The organism is Streptomyces sp. NPDC092370 (assembly GCF_044755265.1).
Classification (GTDB): domain Bacteria; phylum Actinomycetota; class Actinomycetes; order Streptomycetales; family Streptomycetaceae; genus Streptomyces.
Genome location: NZ_JBIVQO010000017.1, coordinates 95,272 through 110,256, shown reverse-complemented (window position 1 = coordinate 110,256; position 14,985 = coordinate 95,272). Strand labels below are relative to the sequence as shown.

The window sequence follows — 14,985 nt, the reverse complement described above, 5'->3', positions numbered from 1 at the left end:
CGGGCGGCTTATGGAGGCCATTTGAAATCGGATGGAGCCGATTCGGTTGTCGATACGTCTATTCGGCGACGTCCTTACGACGACGCGGAAGTGACCGGATTACAGCTGCAGGTGTGACGGAGGTGCAGGACGATGGCCGGTTTCCGGAGTCTGGCGAGACAGGTCCGTGATCCGCGGTGCGATCTGGCCTTGCGGCGCTATTCGCTGCGCAAGTGTCTTGAGAGGTTCGCCCCTTACGGACACAGGGCGACCTGGGACCATCTGTGCTCCCGGGCGGGGTTCGGGCCCGAGGACCGCTCCCCCGATCCGGTGCGGCTCGTGGCCGCGCTGGACGAGCTGGAGGAGGCGCGGGCGGTCTGGCTGGCCTACGAGGTCGAGTTCGCCGAGCGCCGCAAGAAGGAGAAGCACGACGGACTGCGCAGGCCGGGCAGTGTGGACGACTGGCACCGGCTGACGTGGGGCGGTTTCGGCGTGGCGTGGTGCGACGATCCGGCGGTCCATCCCCGTGAACCGCTGGCCGAGGTGCTGCGTCGGCTCATCGCCGCGCTGGAGCGCGAGCCCGGCTCGGAATGCCCGGTGTGCGGTGGGGAGCAGCTCGTCTGGAGGTACGACCTGGACCACGAACCCTCGTCCGGTCCGGTCTGCACGGACTGCGGAATCCTGGTTCCCCGTCCCGTGCTCACGCCCGAGTCCCTGGCGTACGCCCGGCGGGCGAGGCTGTTGGTGTCGGCTTGACGGATGCGGGTGCGCGGGGGGTGCGCCGGGGATGCCGCACCCCCGCTGTCGGTGGCGACTGGCACCATCGACGGCATGATGCAGGTGTGCCTGAACGGTTCACGGACGGCCGCTGACTGCGTGGCCGTGCCGCTGACACCCGAGTCGATGGCCGACTCGGCCGCCGAGGCCGTCGCCGCCGGGGCGACGGACATCCACGTCCACCCCAAGACTCCTTGCGGGCGGGACACGTTGTCGCCGCGGGTGCTCGCGCCGACGCTGTCGGCGATCCGGGCGCGGGTGCCGGTGCCGGTCGGTGTCACCACGGGTGCCTGGGCGGAGCCCGGCCCCGCCGCCCGGCTGGAGCGGATTCGCGCGTGGACGGTGCTGCCCGACCACGCCTCGGTCAACTGGCACGAGCCGGGGGCGGAGGAGACGGCCGCCCTGCTCATGGAGCGCGGGGTGAGCGTGGAGGCCGGCATCTGGTCCGGGACCGACGGGGCGGAGCGGTTCGCGGCCTCACCGCTCGGGCCGAAGGTAGTGAGGGTCCTGGCGGAGGTGACGGACACGGACCCGCTGGGCGCCGTCTCCTCCGCGCGGGCACTGCTGTCCGCCCTCGGGGCCGCGCACGGACGCCCGGTCCTGCTGCACGGCGAGGACGGGGGCGCCTGGCCGGTGCTGCGGCTCGCGGGCCGGCTGGGCCTGGCCACGCGGGTCGGGCTGGAGGACGTCCTGGTACTGCCGGACGGGGAACGGGCGCCGTCCAACGCGCGGTTGGTCGCGGCCGGGCTGGCGGAGTACCGGGCGGGCCTGGCGGACGCTACCCGCGACCTCCCCGGTCGACCATCAGGCGGGACCCGGTGAGGCGTTGGCCGAAGACGTCGTCCGGGTTGGACAGGACGCAGGTGTCGAGGGAGAGACAGCCGCAGCCGATGCAGTCCGCGAGGTGGTCCCGCAGGCGGTTCAGCTGCTTGATGCGCTCCTCCAGTTCGGCGCGCCAGGCCTCGGACAAGTGAGCCCAGTCCTCCCGGGTGGGCGTGCGCTCCTCGGGGAGTTCCGCGAGCGCGTCGCGGATCGTCGCCAGAGGAATGCCGACGCGTTGCGCGGCCCGGATGAAGGCGACCCGGCGTAGCGTGTCTCGCGAGTAGCGGCGCTGGTTGCCCGCGGTCCGGCGGCTGCTGATCAGGCCCTTGGACTCGTAGAAGTGCAGGGCGGACACGGCGGCGCCGCTCCGCGCCGCGAGCTGGCCGACGGTGAGCTCATGGATCTTCTCTGGAATCTGAGGCACCCCTCGAACCCTACCGAGTCCGTTGACACAGCCTCCACGGCCGACCATGCTAAGCAGTCGCTTAGAAATATGGGCGCGCAGACCCCCTGCACACGAGAGGCCTGGAAGACATGGCAGAGCCGAGGATCTTCACGTCCGTCGACGACCTGAAGTCGGCGGTGGGCGAACAACTGGGGTACACGGACTGGCTGGACATCGACCAGAAGCGGATCGACCTGTTCGCGGAGGCCACCGGTGACCACCAGTGGATCCACGTCGACCCGGAGAAGGCCGCCGCGGGTCCCTTCGGCACCACCATCGCGCACGGCTATCTGACCCTGTCGCTGCTGCCCCTCTTCGGACCGCAGCTGATCGCCGTCGAGGGCGTGAAGATGGGCGTCAACTACGGCACGAACAAGGTGCGTTTCCCCGCCCCCGTGCCGGTCGGCTCCCGCCTGCGCGCCACCGCGGCGATCAGCGCGGTCGAGGAGGTGCCCGGCGGCGTCCAGGTGGCCGTCGCCTTCAGCGTCGAACGCGAGGGCGGCGACAAGCCGGTCTGCGTCGCCGAGTCCGTGGCGCGCTACTACCTCTGAGACCCGGCCTCGGACCCCTGGCCCCGGGCACCGACCATGCGCAGCACGAGATCGGCGTACAGTGCCCCGACCTCGTCCGGCGTCCGGGGCCCGTCGACGTTGAACCACCGCGCCACGTCGATGCAGAGCGACAGCACGGCCAACGTCGTGCCGTGCACGTCGATGACCTCGAACTCGCCGGACCGCGCGCCCTCCTCGATGATCCCGCGCACCTCGCCGTCGACCTGCCGCCGCAGCGCGAGGATCTCGGCCCGGGCGTCGGGCCCGAGCGAGTCGAGTTCGTACTGCACGACCCGCGCGGTGGTACGGCCGCCCGCGTGCCAGCGCACGAAGGAGCTCACCGCGTCGGCGAGCCGCTCGGCGGGACTACCCTCGCGCCGGGACGCCGTCCGCAGGATCTCCAGGGCCTTCTCGTGCCCGATCCTGCTGATGCGGTGCAGCAGCTCTTCCTTGGTCTTGTAGTGGATGTAGAGCGCGGCCGGGCTCATCCCGGCGCGGCCCGCGATGTCACGGGTCGTCGTGGCGTGGTAGCCACGCTCGGCGAAGGCCTCCACCGCGGCGACCAGCAGCCGCCGCGCCGCGTCGGGCGTGACCTCGCCCCACGCCTGCGCCTCGCCGCCGGCCGTCTCCTCCGCCGTACTCATCACTCGCCCCTCTCCACTGGCCAGGAGCCAACACCATACCGCCGAAGGTGAGCGAGCGCTTAGTGTGGCCGCTCAGTGCTTCTCGAAGGGGGCGTACGAAGGGGTCGCCCCCTCCTGCCGGTCCCGGATCACCTTGGCCAGCGTGAAGGACGAGGTGACCAGGTACAGGACGGCGATGGCGAGGAAGCCCCGCACCCAGGCGTCGGCGCTCAGCTGGTAGATGCCGACGGCGGTGGCCGCCATGGCGACGGCGAAGGAGGCGACGGCCTGGCCGTAGAAGGCGGCCGTGTTCTGCTGCTTGCCCGGTGTGTCACTCATGAGGGAAAGCATCGGCGGACGTGGCCCGCGCCACATCCGCCGAAGTACTCAGACGCGTACTCAGAACGCCGAGACCCCCGTCAGCGCCCGCCCGATGACCAGCTTCTGGATCTGGCTCGTGCCCTCGTACAGGGTCATGACGCGGGCGTCCCGCAGCAGCTTGCCCGCCGGGTACTCGTCGATGTAGCCGTAGCCGCCGAAGACCTGGAGCGCGTTGTTCGCGGCGCGGACGGCGGCTTCCGAGGCGAACAGCTTGGCCTTGGACGACTCGACGGCGAACGGCCGCCCCCGGTCGATCAGATCCGCGACCCGCCAGGTCAGCAGCCGGGCGGCGTCGACGTCCAGAGCGATGTCGCTGAGCAGTTCCTGGACGAGCTGGTGGTGGGCGATGGTCTTGCCGAACTGCTCGCGCTCCCCCGCGTACCGCACGGCGGCGTCGAGGGCGGCCTGGGCTATGCCGACGCAGCCCGCGGCGACCGACATCCGGCCCTTGGCGAGAGCCGACATCGCGATCGAGAAGCCCTTGCCCTCCTCCCCGACGAGCGCGCGGGCCGGTACGCGCACGTCCTCCAGGGCGAGTTCGGCGGTGGCCTGGCCGCGCAGCCCGAGCTTGCCGTGGACGGTGCGGCGGGTCAGGCCGGGCGTGTCGGCGGGGACGAGGAAGGCGGAGACGCCCTTGTGGCCGGGGGCGTCCGTGGAACGGGCGAAGAGCAGGACGACGTCGGCCCAGGTGCCGTTGGTGATGAACATCTTGCTGCCGTTGATGACGTAGTCGTCACCGTCCCGCACCGCCCGGGTCGTGAGGCTGCCCGCGTCCGAGCCCGTGCCCGGCTCGGTCAGGCCGAAGCAGCCGACCGACGCGCCGGAGGTCAGCCCCGGCAGCCAGCGCCGCTTCTGCTCCTCGCTCCCCCAGGCGGCGACGGTCTTGGCGACGAGCCCGAGGGAGACCGAGACGATGCCGCGCACGGACGAGTCGCCCCGGCCCAGCTCCTCCGTGACCAGGCAGTACGCGAGGTGGTCACCGCCGGAGCCGCCGTACTCCTCGTCGATCGTCAGGCCCAGGAAGCCGACCTCGCCGAGCTTCCCGACGATCGCCGGGTCGACCTCCTCGGCACGGTCCCAGGCGACGACGTGCGGGGTGATCTCGCGCTCCACGAAGTCCCGCGCGAGCTGCCGGACCGCGCTCTGCTCCTCGCTGAGCTCCAGATTCACCACGAGTCACCCCATTTGAAAACCGCACATTTAAATTAGCACTGCTAGTTTTGCGCCCAGCCTACTATGTGCGCCATGGCCCGACCGCGCAAGCCCCTGCTCAGCACCGACCGGATCGTCGCGACGGCCCGGGCACTCGTGGACGCGGAGGGTCTGGCCGCCGTCTCCACGCGGCGGCTCGCCGCCGAACTCGGGGTCAGCGGACCGTCGCTGTACAACCACTTCCGCACCAAGGACGAAATCCTGGAGGCGGTCGCCGACTCGGTGAGCGGCCAGGTGGACCTGTCGATGTTCCAGGACGGCCGGGACTGGCGGACCGCCCTGCACGACTGGGCCGTCTCCTACCGGGCCGCGCTGCGCGACCACCCGAACATCGTCCCGGTGCTGGCCCGCGGCCCCGGCCGCCGCCCGGCCGGACTGCGCCTCGCGGACGCCGTCTACGGCGCGATGGTCGCCGCGGGCTGGCCGCCGGCACAGGCCACGTCCATCGGCGCGCTGATGCGGTACTTCGTGATGGGCTCCGCGCTCGGCTCCTTCGCCGGCGGATTCGTCGACGACGCGAGTGCCTACGACCCCGCCGACTACCCCCACCTCCAGCAGGCCCACCTCTTGGCCGAGCAGCAGGAGAAGATCGACGAGCGCGCCTTCGAGACGGGGCTGAGGGCCCTGCTGGACGGGCTGGCGCGGCAGTACGAGCAGGTGCGGCGGACCGCGTAGGACACCGGGCGGGACAGTTCGGCGAGGGCCGAAGGGTCCGTGTTCCATGCTGGTGACATGACGACGAGGGACCCGCAGGCCGCCGCCCTGGCTCGGCTCGCGGCACTGTTCGCGGACGACACCCGGGCCGCGTGCCTGCTGGCGCTGCTGGACGGGCGGGCCTGGACCGCGAGCGAGCTGGCGCGGCACGCCGGTGTCGCCGCCTCGACCCTGAGCGAGCACCTGGGCAGGCTCGTCGCGGGCGGACTGCTCGCCGAGGAGCGGCAGGGCCGGCACCGGTACGTCCGGCTGGCCGATGCCCGCGTCGCCCACTTGGTGGAGGACCTGGCCGCCCAGGTCGCCCCGTCCGCGGCGGTACCGCCGCGGAACCTGCGGGAGTCGAGCGCCGGCTCGGCAATGGCCCGGGGCCGGACCTGCTACGACCATCTCGCCGGGCGGCTCGGCATCACCGTCACCGATGCGCTGACGGCGCGCGGGCTGCTGGAGCAGGAGACCGGGTTCGCGCTCACCGACGCGGGGCTGGCGTGGTTCGCGTCGGCCGGCATCGGCCTCGAACGGCGGGGCCGGCGTCCCCTGGCGCGGGCCTGCCTCGACTGGACCGAGCGCCGCCCGCATCTCGCGGGCGTCGCGGGCGCGGCCCTGTGCCGGCATGCCCTGGACAGGGGGTGGTGCGTGCGCATCGGCTCGGAGCGGGCCGTGAAGGTCACGGCGGCCGGGGAACGCGCCCTCTTCGATCTGCTGGGAGTACGGGCGGCGGCACTGCGGTAAGCCGCGTCCGGCTCCCGTCGCCCTGGTACGGCACCCCACCGGACTCGGCACGGCGCCCCATCCGACCCGCACGACGCCCCGTCGTACCGGCAGGGCGCCCTGTCCGCCCCTCACGACGCCCCACCCGACCCGCACGACGCCACCCGACCCGCACGACGCCCCCGTCGTGCAACCGGCAGGGCGCCCTGTCCAACCCGCACGACACCCCATCGCCCCGCACGACACCCCACCCGACCCGCACGGCGCCCCCGTCGAAACCGGCACGGCGCCCCACCCGAGCCGCACGACACCCCACCCGACCCGCACGACGCCCCACCCGACCCGCGCGACACCCCACCCGACCCGCACGGCGCCCGGGAACCGGTATGGCGCCTCGTGCGACCTGTACGGCGCCCCGTCCGAAATCCGCGAGCCTTCCGGCCCTGCCCCCTCCTAGCCTCTGGAGCATGATGTCGAACATCTCCCCGCCCCGTCCCGACCGCCGGGCGGAGCTGCTGGCCGCCGCCGCGGCCGCGGTCACCGTCGTGCTGTGGGCGTCCGCCTTCGTCTCGATCCGCAGCGCGGGTGACGCCTACTCGCCGGGCGCGCTGGCGCTCGGGCGACTGCTGGCCGGCGCTCTGACGCTGGGGGTGATCTGCCTGGTGCGGCGGGAGACGTGGCCGCCGCGCTCGGCGTGGCGCGGGATCGCGATATCGGGCGTGCTGTGGTTCGGCTTCTACATGGTCATCCTGAACTGGGGCGAGCAGCAGGTCGACGCCGGCACGGCCGCGCTGGTCGTGAACACCGGACCGATCCTGATCGCGCTGCTCGGGGCCCGGCTGCTCGGCGACCCGATGCCGCCGCGGCTGCTGGCGGGGATGGCGGTGTCGTTCGCCGGTGCGGTGACCGTGGGTCTGTCGATGTCCGGCGAGGGCGGTTCCTCGGTGCTCGGGGTGGTGCTGTGCCTGCTGGCGGCGATCGCGTACGCCGGTGGGGTCGTGGCGCAGAAGCCGGCGCTGGGCTCGGCGAGTCCGCTGCAGGTGACGACGTTCGGCTGCCTGGTCGGCGCGGTGGTGTGCCTGCCGTTCGCGGGGGAGCTGGTCCAGGAGGCCGCGAAGGCACCGGCCTCCGCCACGCTCAACATGGTCTACCTGGGTGTCTTCCCGACCGCCCTCGCCTTCACCACGTGGGCCTACGCACTGTCCCGGACGACCGCGAGCAGGATGGGCGCGACGACGTACGCCGCGCCCGCGCTGGTCGTCCTGATGTCCTGGCTGTTCCTCGGCGAGGTGCCGGGGCTGCTCACGCTGGTCGGCGGTGCGCTGTGCCTGGCGGGCGTGGCGGTGTCCCGGTCGCGCTCGCGGTCGGCGGCCCGGGCCGGGGTTCCGGGAGCGGTGGTGGAACCCCGGCCCGAGCAGACCCCGGACTCAGCTCGCTGACTCGGCCTCCGTGCGGGCCTCGCTCGCGGTCTCCGGCTCCGCAGCGCGCGCCCGGTCCGCGAGGATCTTGATCGACACCAGGGCGATCACCGAGAGTCCGATGATGTAGCCGGAGACTGCCATCGAGGTGCCGGTCGCCTCCAGCAGCAGCACCATCACGAAGGGCGCGAGCCCGCCGCCCGCGACGGCCGCGATCTGGTAGCCGAGGGAGGCGCCGGTGTAACGCATCTCGGGCGTGAACAGCTCGGCGAAGAGGGCGGCCTGGGGGCCGTACATGATGCTCAGGAAGCAGCTGGCCACGAACGTGCCGACCGCGAGCCACAGCAGCGAGCGGGTGTCGATCAGCAGGAAGAGCGGCACCGCCCACAACGCGATGCCCACCGCGCCGAGGGCGTAGACCCGGATGCGGCCGACGCGGTCGGACAGCGCGGCGGCGGCCGGGATCAGCACGAGCTGCGTGAGGCTGACGCAGAGGGAGACGGTGAGCACCGCACCCTTCTTCATGTCCAGCTCTCGGGTCGTGTAGTCGAGGACGCCGGTGATGAGGATGTAGAAGGTGGCGGTGTTCACGGCGAAGGAGCCGCCGGCCAGGAACACCGTGCCCAGGTGGCCGCGCAGGATCGTGCGCAACGGAGAGTTCTGCTCGGACTTCTCCTTCTCGGCGAGCGCCCGTTCGGCCTCCCGGAACGCCGGGGTCTCCTCGACACGCGTGTGGATGTACCAGGCGAGGGCGAGGACCAGCAGGCCGACCAGGAACGGTACGCGCCAGCCCCAGGACGCGAACGCCGCGTCGCTGGTGAACGCACCGGCCAGCAGGAAGACGGTGTTGGCGGTGACCACGCCGATGGGGACGCCGAGCTGGACGACACTGCCGTAGACACCGCGCTTGCCCTCCGGGGCGTACTCGGTGGCCAGGAGCATCGCGCCGCCCCACTGGGCGCCGACGGCGACGCCCTGCGCCACCCGCAGCAGGACGAGCAGGATCGGGGCGGCCACACCGATGGTGTCGTACGTCGGCAGCAGGCCGATGCCGGTGGTCGCCACGCCCATCAGCGTGAGCGCCAGGACCAGCATCGGCTTGCGGCCGCGCTGGTCGCCGAGGTGGCCGGCGACGATGCCGCCGATGGGGCGGGCGAGGAAGCCGACGGCGAAGGTCGCGAACGAGGCGAGGACGCCTGCCGTGGCGTTGCCGGCGGGGAAGTAGAGGTCGCCGAGGACGAGGGCGGCGGCGATGCCGAAGACGAAGTAGTCGTACCACTCGACGGCCGAGGCGAGTGCCGCGGCGGTGGCCACCCGGCGGCGGTTGCCGACTGCGGGCGTGGTCGTGCCGGGCTGAGCGGAAGGTGCCGTGTCCATGGGGTGCACGCTCCGGGGGGTGCGGGGACGGAACGGGGGGTGGCGCGGGTTCCGGGGACCGTACTGACCGGACGGTATGTGCGTCAACGGGTCGCGCACCAGGACTTTTGCCTGTACGTGACACCGACTGCGGGGCCGGACATGCCGAAGGCCCCGGCCTGTCGAAGAGGCCGGGGCATCGGAGACGGGGCTAGAAGACGACCAGGGACCGGCCGCCCTTGCCTGCCAGCATGTTCTCGAAGGCCGCCGGGATGCCGTCGAGGGAGATGCGTTCGGTCACCAGCGCGCTCAGATCCAGGCGGCCGGCCCGGATGTGCTCGGCCAGCACCGGGAGGTCCCGCGCCGGGTCGGAGTTGCCGTAGACGCAGCCGGAGAGGGTGCGGCCCCAGTGGAAGATCTCCAGGGCGTTGAAGGTGACCTGCTGGTCCTTGCCGCCGATGCCGACGACCGTGGTGCGGCCGCCGCGCCGGGTGGAGTCCCAGGCCGTGCGGATGCTGACCGCGCGGCCGGCGCACTCCACGGCGACGTCCACGCCCTGTTTGCCGGTGAGGCCGCGGATCTCGCGGGCGGTGGTGTCCGAGGCGACGAGGTAGTCGGTCGCGCCGGCCGCCCGGGCCAGTTCCTCCTTCTCGGCGGACACGTCCACCGCGACGATCTTCGAGGCGCCCGCGATCCGGGCCGCCTGGATCGCGGACAGTCCCACTCCGCCGACGCCGAACACCGCGACCGTCTCGCCCTGCCGGACGCGGGCCGAGTGATGGACGGCGCCGTAGCCGGTGAGGACCGCGCAGCCGAGGAGAGCTGCGTCGGTGAGCGGAACGCCGTCCGGGACGGGCAGGACGCAGGACGTGGAGACGACGGTCTCCTCGGCGAACGCGGCGACGTTCAGGCCGGGGTGCAGGTCGGTGCCCTCGGCGGTGCGGGCGTAGACGTCGGCGGCGCCGCCCAGGGCGTTGGCGCACAGCCACACCTCGCCGAGCGAGCAGGCGTGGCAGGCGCCGCAGGACGGGGCCCAGTTGAGGACGACCCCGTCGCCGGGCGCGACATGGGTGACGCCCTCACCGACGGCGACGACCGTGCCGGCGCCCTCGTGGCCGAGGACGGCGGGGACGGGCACGCGCATGGTGCCGTCGGACAGGGACAGGTCGGAGTGGCAGACCCCGGCTGCGGCGAGCCGGACGCGGACCTGGCCGGGGCCGGGGTCGGGCAGGTCGATGCCGGTGATCTCCAGTGGGGAGCCGACAGCGGGCAGGACGGCGGCGCGGACAGCCATGACGGAGGGGACTCCCTGGGGCTAGGGCCTGTCGTTCGGAGCAGGCCGCGGGAAACTGACGGTGCCGGACGATGCCGCCTCTGCGGCGCGATCCGGACCGCAGGGCCTAGAACTGGAGGGACTTGGTCTGGAGGTATTCGGTCAGGCCGTGCACGCCGAGTTCGCGGCCGACACCCGACTGCTTGTAGCCGCCGAAGGGGGCGAGGGGGTTGAAGCGGCCGCCGTTGATGTCGACCTGGCCGGTCTCCATCCGGCGCGCGAAGGCCACCGCCTCGGCCTCGTCCCCGGCCCAGACGGCGCCGGCCAGGCCGTACACCGTGCCGTTGGCGATGCGCAGGGCGTCCTCCTCGTCCTCGTACTTCAGGATGGACAGGACCGGGCCGAAGATCTCCTCCTGCGCGATGGTCATGTCCTCGGTGACGTCGGCGAAGACGGTCGGGCTGACGAAGTAACCCGTCTCGCGCGGGGCCTCGGGGCCGCCGGCCACCAGGCGGGCCCCCTCGGCCACGCCCTTCTCGATGTAGCCGAGCACACGCGCCTGCTGCCTGGCGTTGACGACCGGTCCGATGCGGTCGCCGTATTTGGCGGCGGCGGCCGCGGCCAGCTCGACCGCCTCGTCGTACCGGTCGCGGTGGACGAGCATCCGGGTCCAGGCGCTGCACGTCTGCCCGGAATTGGACATGACATTGGCGACCCCGACGTTGACCGCCTTGGCCAGGTCGGCGCTCGGGAGGATGACGTTGGCGGACTTGCCGCCCAGTTCGAGGGCGACCTTCTTGATCTGCCCGGCGGCGATCGCCGCGATCCGCCGGCCGACGGCGGTGGAGCCGGTGAAGGAGACCAGGTCGACTCCGGGGTGCTCGGCGAGTGCCTGGCCGGCGACCGGGCCGAGACCGGTGACCAGGTTGAAGACGCCCGCCGGGAATCCGGCCTCGTGCACGGCGTCGGCGAGGAGCCGGGCCACCAGCGGGGTGTCCTCGGCGGGCTTCACCACGACCGTGCAGCCCGCCGCGAGGGCCGGGCCGGCCTTGGCGACGATCTGGTGCAGCGGGTAGTTCCAGGGCGTGATCGCGGCCACGACACCGACCGGCTCGTGGTGCACGACCGAGTTGCCGGTCTTCTCCTCGAAGGCGTACGTCGCCGCCAGCTCGGCGTACGAGCCCGCGACCGCGATCGGCACGCCCGCGTGGACGGCCTGCGAGAACTTCAGCGGCGAGCCGAGTTCCGCCGTGACCGTCTCGGCGATCTCGTCCGCGCGGGCCACGAGCAGGTCCCGCAGAGCGGCCAGACGCGCCGCGCGCTCGGCGGGCGGGGTCGCGGCCCAGTCCGGCAGGGCGGCGCGGGCGGCCCGTACGGCGTGGTCCACGTCCTCGGCGGTACCCGCGGGGACCGTGCCGATGACCTGCTCGTCGACGGGGTTCACGACCTCGATCACGTCCTGGCCGGCGGCGGGACGCCAGGCGCCCCCGATGTACATGCCGTCGTGTGCCTTCATCGCGCTTTCCTCCGGGGCGGGGCGTTGTCGTCCGACACATAAACTAGCGGCGATAGTTTTTCGGCGCCAGACATCCCGGGGTTCCGGCCCCGGGCATGCCCGGGTCATCACAGCACGGCGTGCGCCCCGCCCGGGTGTGCCGCTCCTCACTCCCCCAGGCCGGGGAGGCGCGTGGGGTGCGGGCGGATGCGATCGCCGTTCTGGTCGAGACGAAGAGGTGGGCGGGGTCCACCAGGAGCGGCACCTGCGTGCCGTGGCGCAGGGCCCGCTCCGGGGTGGTACGGACAAACACCTCGCCACCTGGCTCTTTGTCACCTCGCCGCCGAAGGCGGCAGCACCGCCCTACGACGTGTCAGATATCGCTCCTCCGGCGCGGCGGCCCCCCGCGCCGGAGGCTCTTTCGCGTCCCACGGACCTCACCACCCGCCTCCTCCCGCTCCGGCCGTGACCGCACGGCAACTCCTGCCGACAGCAGCAGGAGCACTCCGAGCATCACGAACGGCGCCGCCACGCCCGCGGCTCCGGCGATCAGCCCGGCCCCGGCGGGCGCGGCGACCTGGCCGAGCCGGTTGCCGGTCAGGCGCAGCGCGAGGGCGGTGGAGCGGGCGTCGTCGGGGGCGGCGTGGACGACCGTCGTCATGGACAGCGGCTGACCGACCCCGAGGCAGAATCCCAGCGCGACCAGCAGCAGACCGAGCGCCCAGACCGGCACCGGCAGCGCGATGGCCGCGCACAGCAGGGCCGCCAGCAGGCAGGTGAGCGTCAGCAGCAAGGTCCGGCCGAGCAGCCGCAGCAGGGGCGTCAGCACCAGGCGGCAGGCGATCGTCGCCGCCGCGCGCGCACTGAGCAGGACGCCGATCACGGACGGCGCGATGCCCCGGTGTTCGCCGACCACCGGCAGATAGGCGGTCAGGATGTCGGTCGCGGACAGCACGGCGAGGCTGATGAAGATGCCCGCCGGCACCCCCCGGGTGCGCAGGATGCCGCGGACCGGGATCCGCTCGGCCTTGTCCGGACGGGACGTGGACGCCGTAGGGCGATGCTCGATGCGCCACAGCGAGGTGAACGCGACGGCCGCGGTCGCGCCCGCCACGATGAGGGCGAGCGCGCTGCTGCCGGCCATGTCCTCGGCGCCGATCAGCGTTCCCGCGGCGACCGGGCCGACGAGCTGGCCGAGGGCGGCGCCGATGGTGAAGTGGCCGAAGTTGCGGTCCTGTTCGTGTGGCGCGGACTGGCGGGCGACGAGGGACTGGGAGCCGATGACGAAGCACAGGTGCCCGAGCCCCATCACCCCGCTCCACAGGGCCATCATCCACAGGGAGCCGGCGACGCCGCTGAGGGCGCAGCCGCCGGCTATGAGGACGACGCCGACCGGCAGCAGGGGCGCGCAGCGGCCGTGGTCGGTGCGGCGGCCGAGCGGCACGGCGGCGAACAGGGGCAGCAGCGCGTAGACACCGGCGATCACGCCGATGGACCGCTCGTCCGCGCCCAGCGCGAGGGCCCGGTAGGAGACGGCGGGCCGGGCCATCGACACCGCCCCCTGCGCGAAGCTGAAGGCGATGACGAGGCGGAGCAGCCAGCCGCGGTTCCCACCGGGCCTCACGACGACATCCTCCATGGAGGGCTCAGATGATTCCGAAGAGCATGCCCGCGCCGAGGATGACCAGGCAGGTGAGGGCGGCCCACTTGACGACGAACCTGGTGTGGTCGCCGAACTCCACCTTGGCCATGCCGACCAGGACGTAGACGGCCGGGACGAGCGGGCTGGACATGTGCAGCGGCTGGCCGACCAGCGAGGCGCGGGCCATCTCCAGCGGGGAGACCCCGTGCGCGGCACCCGCCTCGGCGAGGACGGGCAGGACACCGAAGTAGAAGCCGTCGTTCGACATGAAGTAGGTGAGCGGCAGGCTCAGGATGCCGGTGACGAGGGCCATGTGCGGGCCCATGCTGCCAGGGATGACGTCCACCATCCACTTGGCCATGTGGTCGACCATGCCGGTGCCCTGGAGGACGCCGGTGAAGACGGCGGCGGCGAAGACCATGCCGGAGACGTTCAGGACGTTGTCGGCGTGAGCGGCCAGGCGGGCCTTCTGGTCGGGGATGTGCGGGAAGTTCACCGAGAGGACGAGCGCGGCGCCGATCAGGAACAGCACCGGGATCGGCAGCCACTCCATGATCATGGCGGTGAGCAGGGCGACCGTGAGCAGCGCGTTGAACCAGTACAGCTTGGGGCGCAGGGTGGACCGGTTCGGGTCGAGGCCCTGGAAGCCGTCGTCGTCCGCGGAAGCGGCGGAGCCCTCGGCGTCCCGGGGAGCGTCCGTGCCGGAGTCCGCAGCACCCGTGACGCCGGCCGCGGCCGTGCCGCCCTTGCGCATCGAGACCTTGCCGTCGCCCAAGCCGCCGGAGCCGATGAGCACCGTCTCGGTCTCCTTCTCCTCCTCCAGCACCTCGTCCAGCGTCAGCACGCCCAGCCGCCGGCGCTCACGCACACCGAGCACGTAGGAGAGGATGAAGACGAAGAGCAGGCCCACCAGGAGCGCCGGGATCATCGGGACGAAGATGTCGCTCGCATCGAGCTTCAGCGCGGTCGCGGCGCGGGCGGTCGGGCCGCCCCAGGGGAGGGTGTTCATCACGCCGTTGGCCATGGCGGCGATACCGGTCATCACGACCAGGCTCATCTTCAGGCGCTTGTACAGCGGGTACATCGCCGAGACGGTGATCATGAAGGTCGTGGACCCGTCGCCGTCCAGCGACACGATCGCGGCGAGCACCGCGGTGCCGACCACGATCCGCATCGGGTCGGCTTTGCAGAATTTGAGGATGCCGCGGACGATCGGGTCGAAGAGACCGACATCGATCATCACACCGAAGTAGACGATCGCGAACATGAGCATCGCCGCGGTGGGGGCGAGGCTGGTCACGCCGTCGATGACGTAATCGCCGAGCTTGGCGCCCTTGCCGACGAACACGCAGAACAGCGCGGGAATCAGCACGAGCGCCGCGATCGGCGACATCTTCTTCATCATGATCAGGACCAGGAAGGTCGCGATCATGGCGAAGCCGAGGATGGTCAGCATGAGTGGATACCTAACGTTCGCCCTTGAACTCCCACCAGGGCCGGCGGTGTCCGAGACGTTAGGTCCGTTCAAGCAGCGTTAACAAGACGTTGACGTGCGAGCAATAAGCGCAAAACTGCTGGTCACAGCTTTG

Annotated in this window: 15 protein-coding genes and 1 pseudogene; 6 read left to right on the top strand and 10 right to left on the bottom strand. The window is 72.1% G+C overall.

What is annotated here, in order from left to right:
* Positions 1-132: 132 nt before the first annotated feature.
* Both ACIQHQ_RS34895 and ACIQHQ_RS34890 read left to right on the top strand, forming a co-directional pair.
* Complete coding sequence (locus ACIQHQ_RS34895) at positions 133-735, top strand: hypothetical protein (protein ID WP_384159887.1); 603 nt, start codon at positions 133-135, stop codon at positions 733-735.
* A gap of 75 nt (positions 736-810) precedes the next feature.
* On the top strand, positions 811-1,578 hold the full coding sequence (locus tag ACIQHQ_RS34890; RefSeq protein ID WP_402620107.1) for a 3-keto-5-aminohexanoate cleavage protein: 768 nt from the start codon (positions 811-813) through the stop codon (positions 1,576-1,578).
* Here ACIQHQ_RS34890 and soxR read toward each other — a convergent pair.
* On the bottom strand, positions 1,535-2,002 hold the full coding sequence (soxR, locus tag ACIQHQ_RS34885) for a redox-sensitive transcriptional activator SoxR (protein WP_402620024.1): 468 nt from the start codon (positions 2,000-2,002) through the stop codon (positions 1,535-1,537). The two genes, ACIQHQ_RS34890 and soxR, sit on opposite strands and share 44 nt — an antisense overlap.
* A 110-nt stretch (positions 2,003-2,112) precedes the next feature.
* Here soxR and ACIQHQ_RS34880 point away from each other — a divergent pair, with 110 nt between their 5' ends.
* Positions 2,113-2,574, top strand: coding sequence for a MaoC family dehydratase (locus ACIQHQ_RS34880; protein WP_033311842.1), 462 nt, complete (start codon positions 2,113-2,115; stop codon positions 2,572-2,574).
* Here the strand turns inward: ACIQHQ_RS34880 and ACIQHQ_RS34875 are convergent.
* From ACIQHQ_RS34875 to ACIQHQ_RS34865, 3 genes are all read right to left on the bottom strand, one after another.
* Positions 2,565-3,218, bottom strand: coding sequence for a TetR/AcrR family transcriptional regulator (locus tag ACIQHQ_RS34875; protein WP_402620021.1), 654 nt, complete (start codon positions 3,216-3,218; stop codon positions 2,565-2,567). The genes ACIQHQ_RS34880 and ACIQHQ_RS34875 overlap by 10 nt on opposite strands.
* A 72-nt stretch (positions 3,219-3,290) precedes the next feature.
* The gene (locus tag ACIQHQ_RS34870; RefSeq protein WP_283973190.1) at positions 3,291-3,536 is read right to left on the bottom strand and encodes a YiaA/YiaB family inner membrane protein; all 246 of its coding nucleotides are present in this window, start codon (positions 3,534-3,536) and stop codon (positions 3,291-3,293) included.
* Positions 3,537-3,596: 60 nt separating this feature from the next.
* Positions 3,597-4,748 (bottom strand): acyl-CoA dehydrogenase family protein, encoded by a 1,152-nt coding sequence (locus tag ACIQHQ_RS34865; protein WP_402620105.1) that lies wholly within the window; start codon positions 4,746-4,748, stop codon positions 3,597-3,599.
* Between the two features lie 75 nt (positions 4,749-4,823).
* On the opposite strand from ACIQHQ_RS34865, the gene ACIQHQ_RS34860 reads away from it, so the two are divergent.
* From ACIQHQ_RS34860 to ACIQHQ_RS34850, 3 genes are all read left to right on the top strand, one after another.
* Positions 4,824-5,465, top strand: a complete 642-nt coding sequence (locus ACIQHQ_RS34860; RefSeq protein WP_402620018.1) for a TetR/AcrR family transcriptional regulator — start codon at positions 4,824-4,826, stop codon at positions 5,463-5,465.
* A 57-nt stretch (positions 5,466-5,522) separates the two neighbouring features.
* Positions 5,523-6,233, top strand: coding sequence for an ArsR/SmtB family transcription factor (locus ACIQHQ_RS34855; RefSeq protein WP_402620015.1), 711 nt, complete (start codon positions 5,523-5,525; stop codon positions 6,231-6,233).
* A gap of 449 nt (positions 6,234-6,682) precedes the next feature.
* Positions 6,683-7,651, top strand: coding sequence for a DMT family transporter (locus tag ACIQHQ_RS34850; RefSeq protein WP_402620102.1), 969 nt, complete (start codon positions 6,683-6,685; stop codon positions 7,649-7,651).
* Here ACIQHQ_RS34850 and ACIQHQ_RS34845 read toward each other — a convergent pair.
* The 6 genes and pseudogenes from ACIQHQ_RS34845 to ACIQHQ_RS34820 all read right to left on the bottom strand — a co-directional run bounded on the left by ACIQHQ_RS34845 (position 7,640) and on the right by ACIQHQ_RS34820 (position 14,852).
* The gene (locus tag ACIQHQ_RS34845) at positions 7,640-9,007 is read right to left on the bottom strand and encodes an MFS transporter (protein WP_402620012.1); all 1,368 of its coding nucleotides are present in this window, start codon (positions 9,005-9,007) and stop codon (positions 7,640-7,642) included. The two genes, ACIQHQ_RS34850 and ACIQHQ_RS34845, sit on opposite strands and share 12 nt — an antisense overlap.
* 190 nt (positions 9,008-9,197) lie before the next feature.
* Positions 9,198-10,280, bottom strand: a complete 1,083-nt coding sequence (locus tag ACIQHQ_RS34840; RefSeq protein ID WP_402620009.1) for a Zn-dependent alcohol dehydrogenase — start codon at positions 10,278-10,280, stop codon at positions 9,198-9,200.
* Positions 10,281-10,386: 106 nt separating this feature from the next.
* Positions 10,387-11,775: an aldehyde dehydrogenase family protein gene (locus ACIQHQ_RS34835; protein WP_402620006.1), complete on the bottom strand. Its 1,389-nt coding sequence runs from the start codon at positions 11,773-11,775 to the stop codon at positions 10,387-10,389.
* A gap of 146 nt (positions 11,776-11,921) precedes the next feature.
* Positions 11,922-12,073, bottom strand: a pseudogene (locus ACIQHQ_RS34830) (sugar ABC transporter ATP-binding protein); the annotation flags it as partial.
* A 54-nt stretch (positions 12,074-12,127) separates the two neighbouring features.
* The gene (locus tag ACIQHQ_RS34825) at positions 12,128-13,378 is read right to left on the bottom strand and encodes an MFS transporter (protein WP_402620003.1); all 1,251 of its coding nucleotides are present in this window, start codon (positions 13,376-13,378) and stop codon (positions 12,128-12,130) included.
* 22 nt (positions 13,379-13,400) lie between these two features.
* Positions 13,401-14,852, bottom strand: a complete 1,452-nt coding sequence (locus ACIQHQ_RS34820) for a CitMHS family transporter (RefSeq protein ID WP_402620000.1) — start codon at positions 14,850-14,852, stop codon at positions 13,401-13,403.
* Between the last annotated feature and the right edge of the window lie 133 nt (positions 14,853-14,985).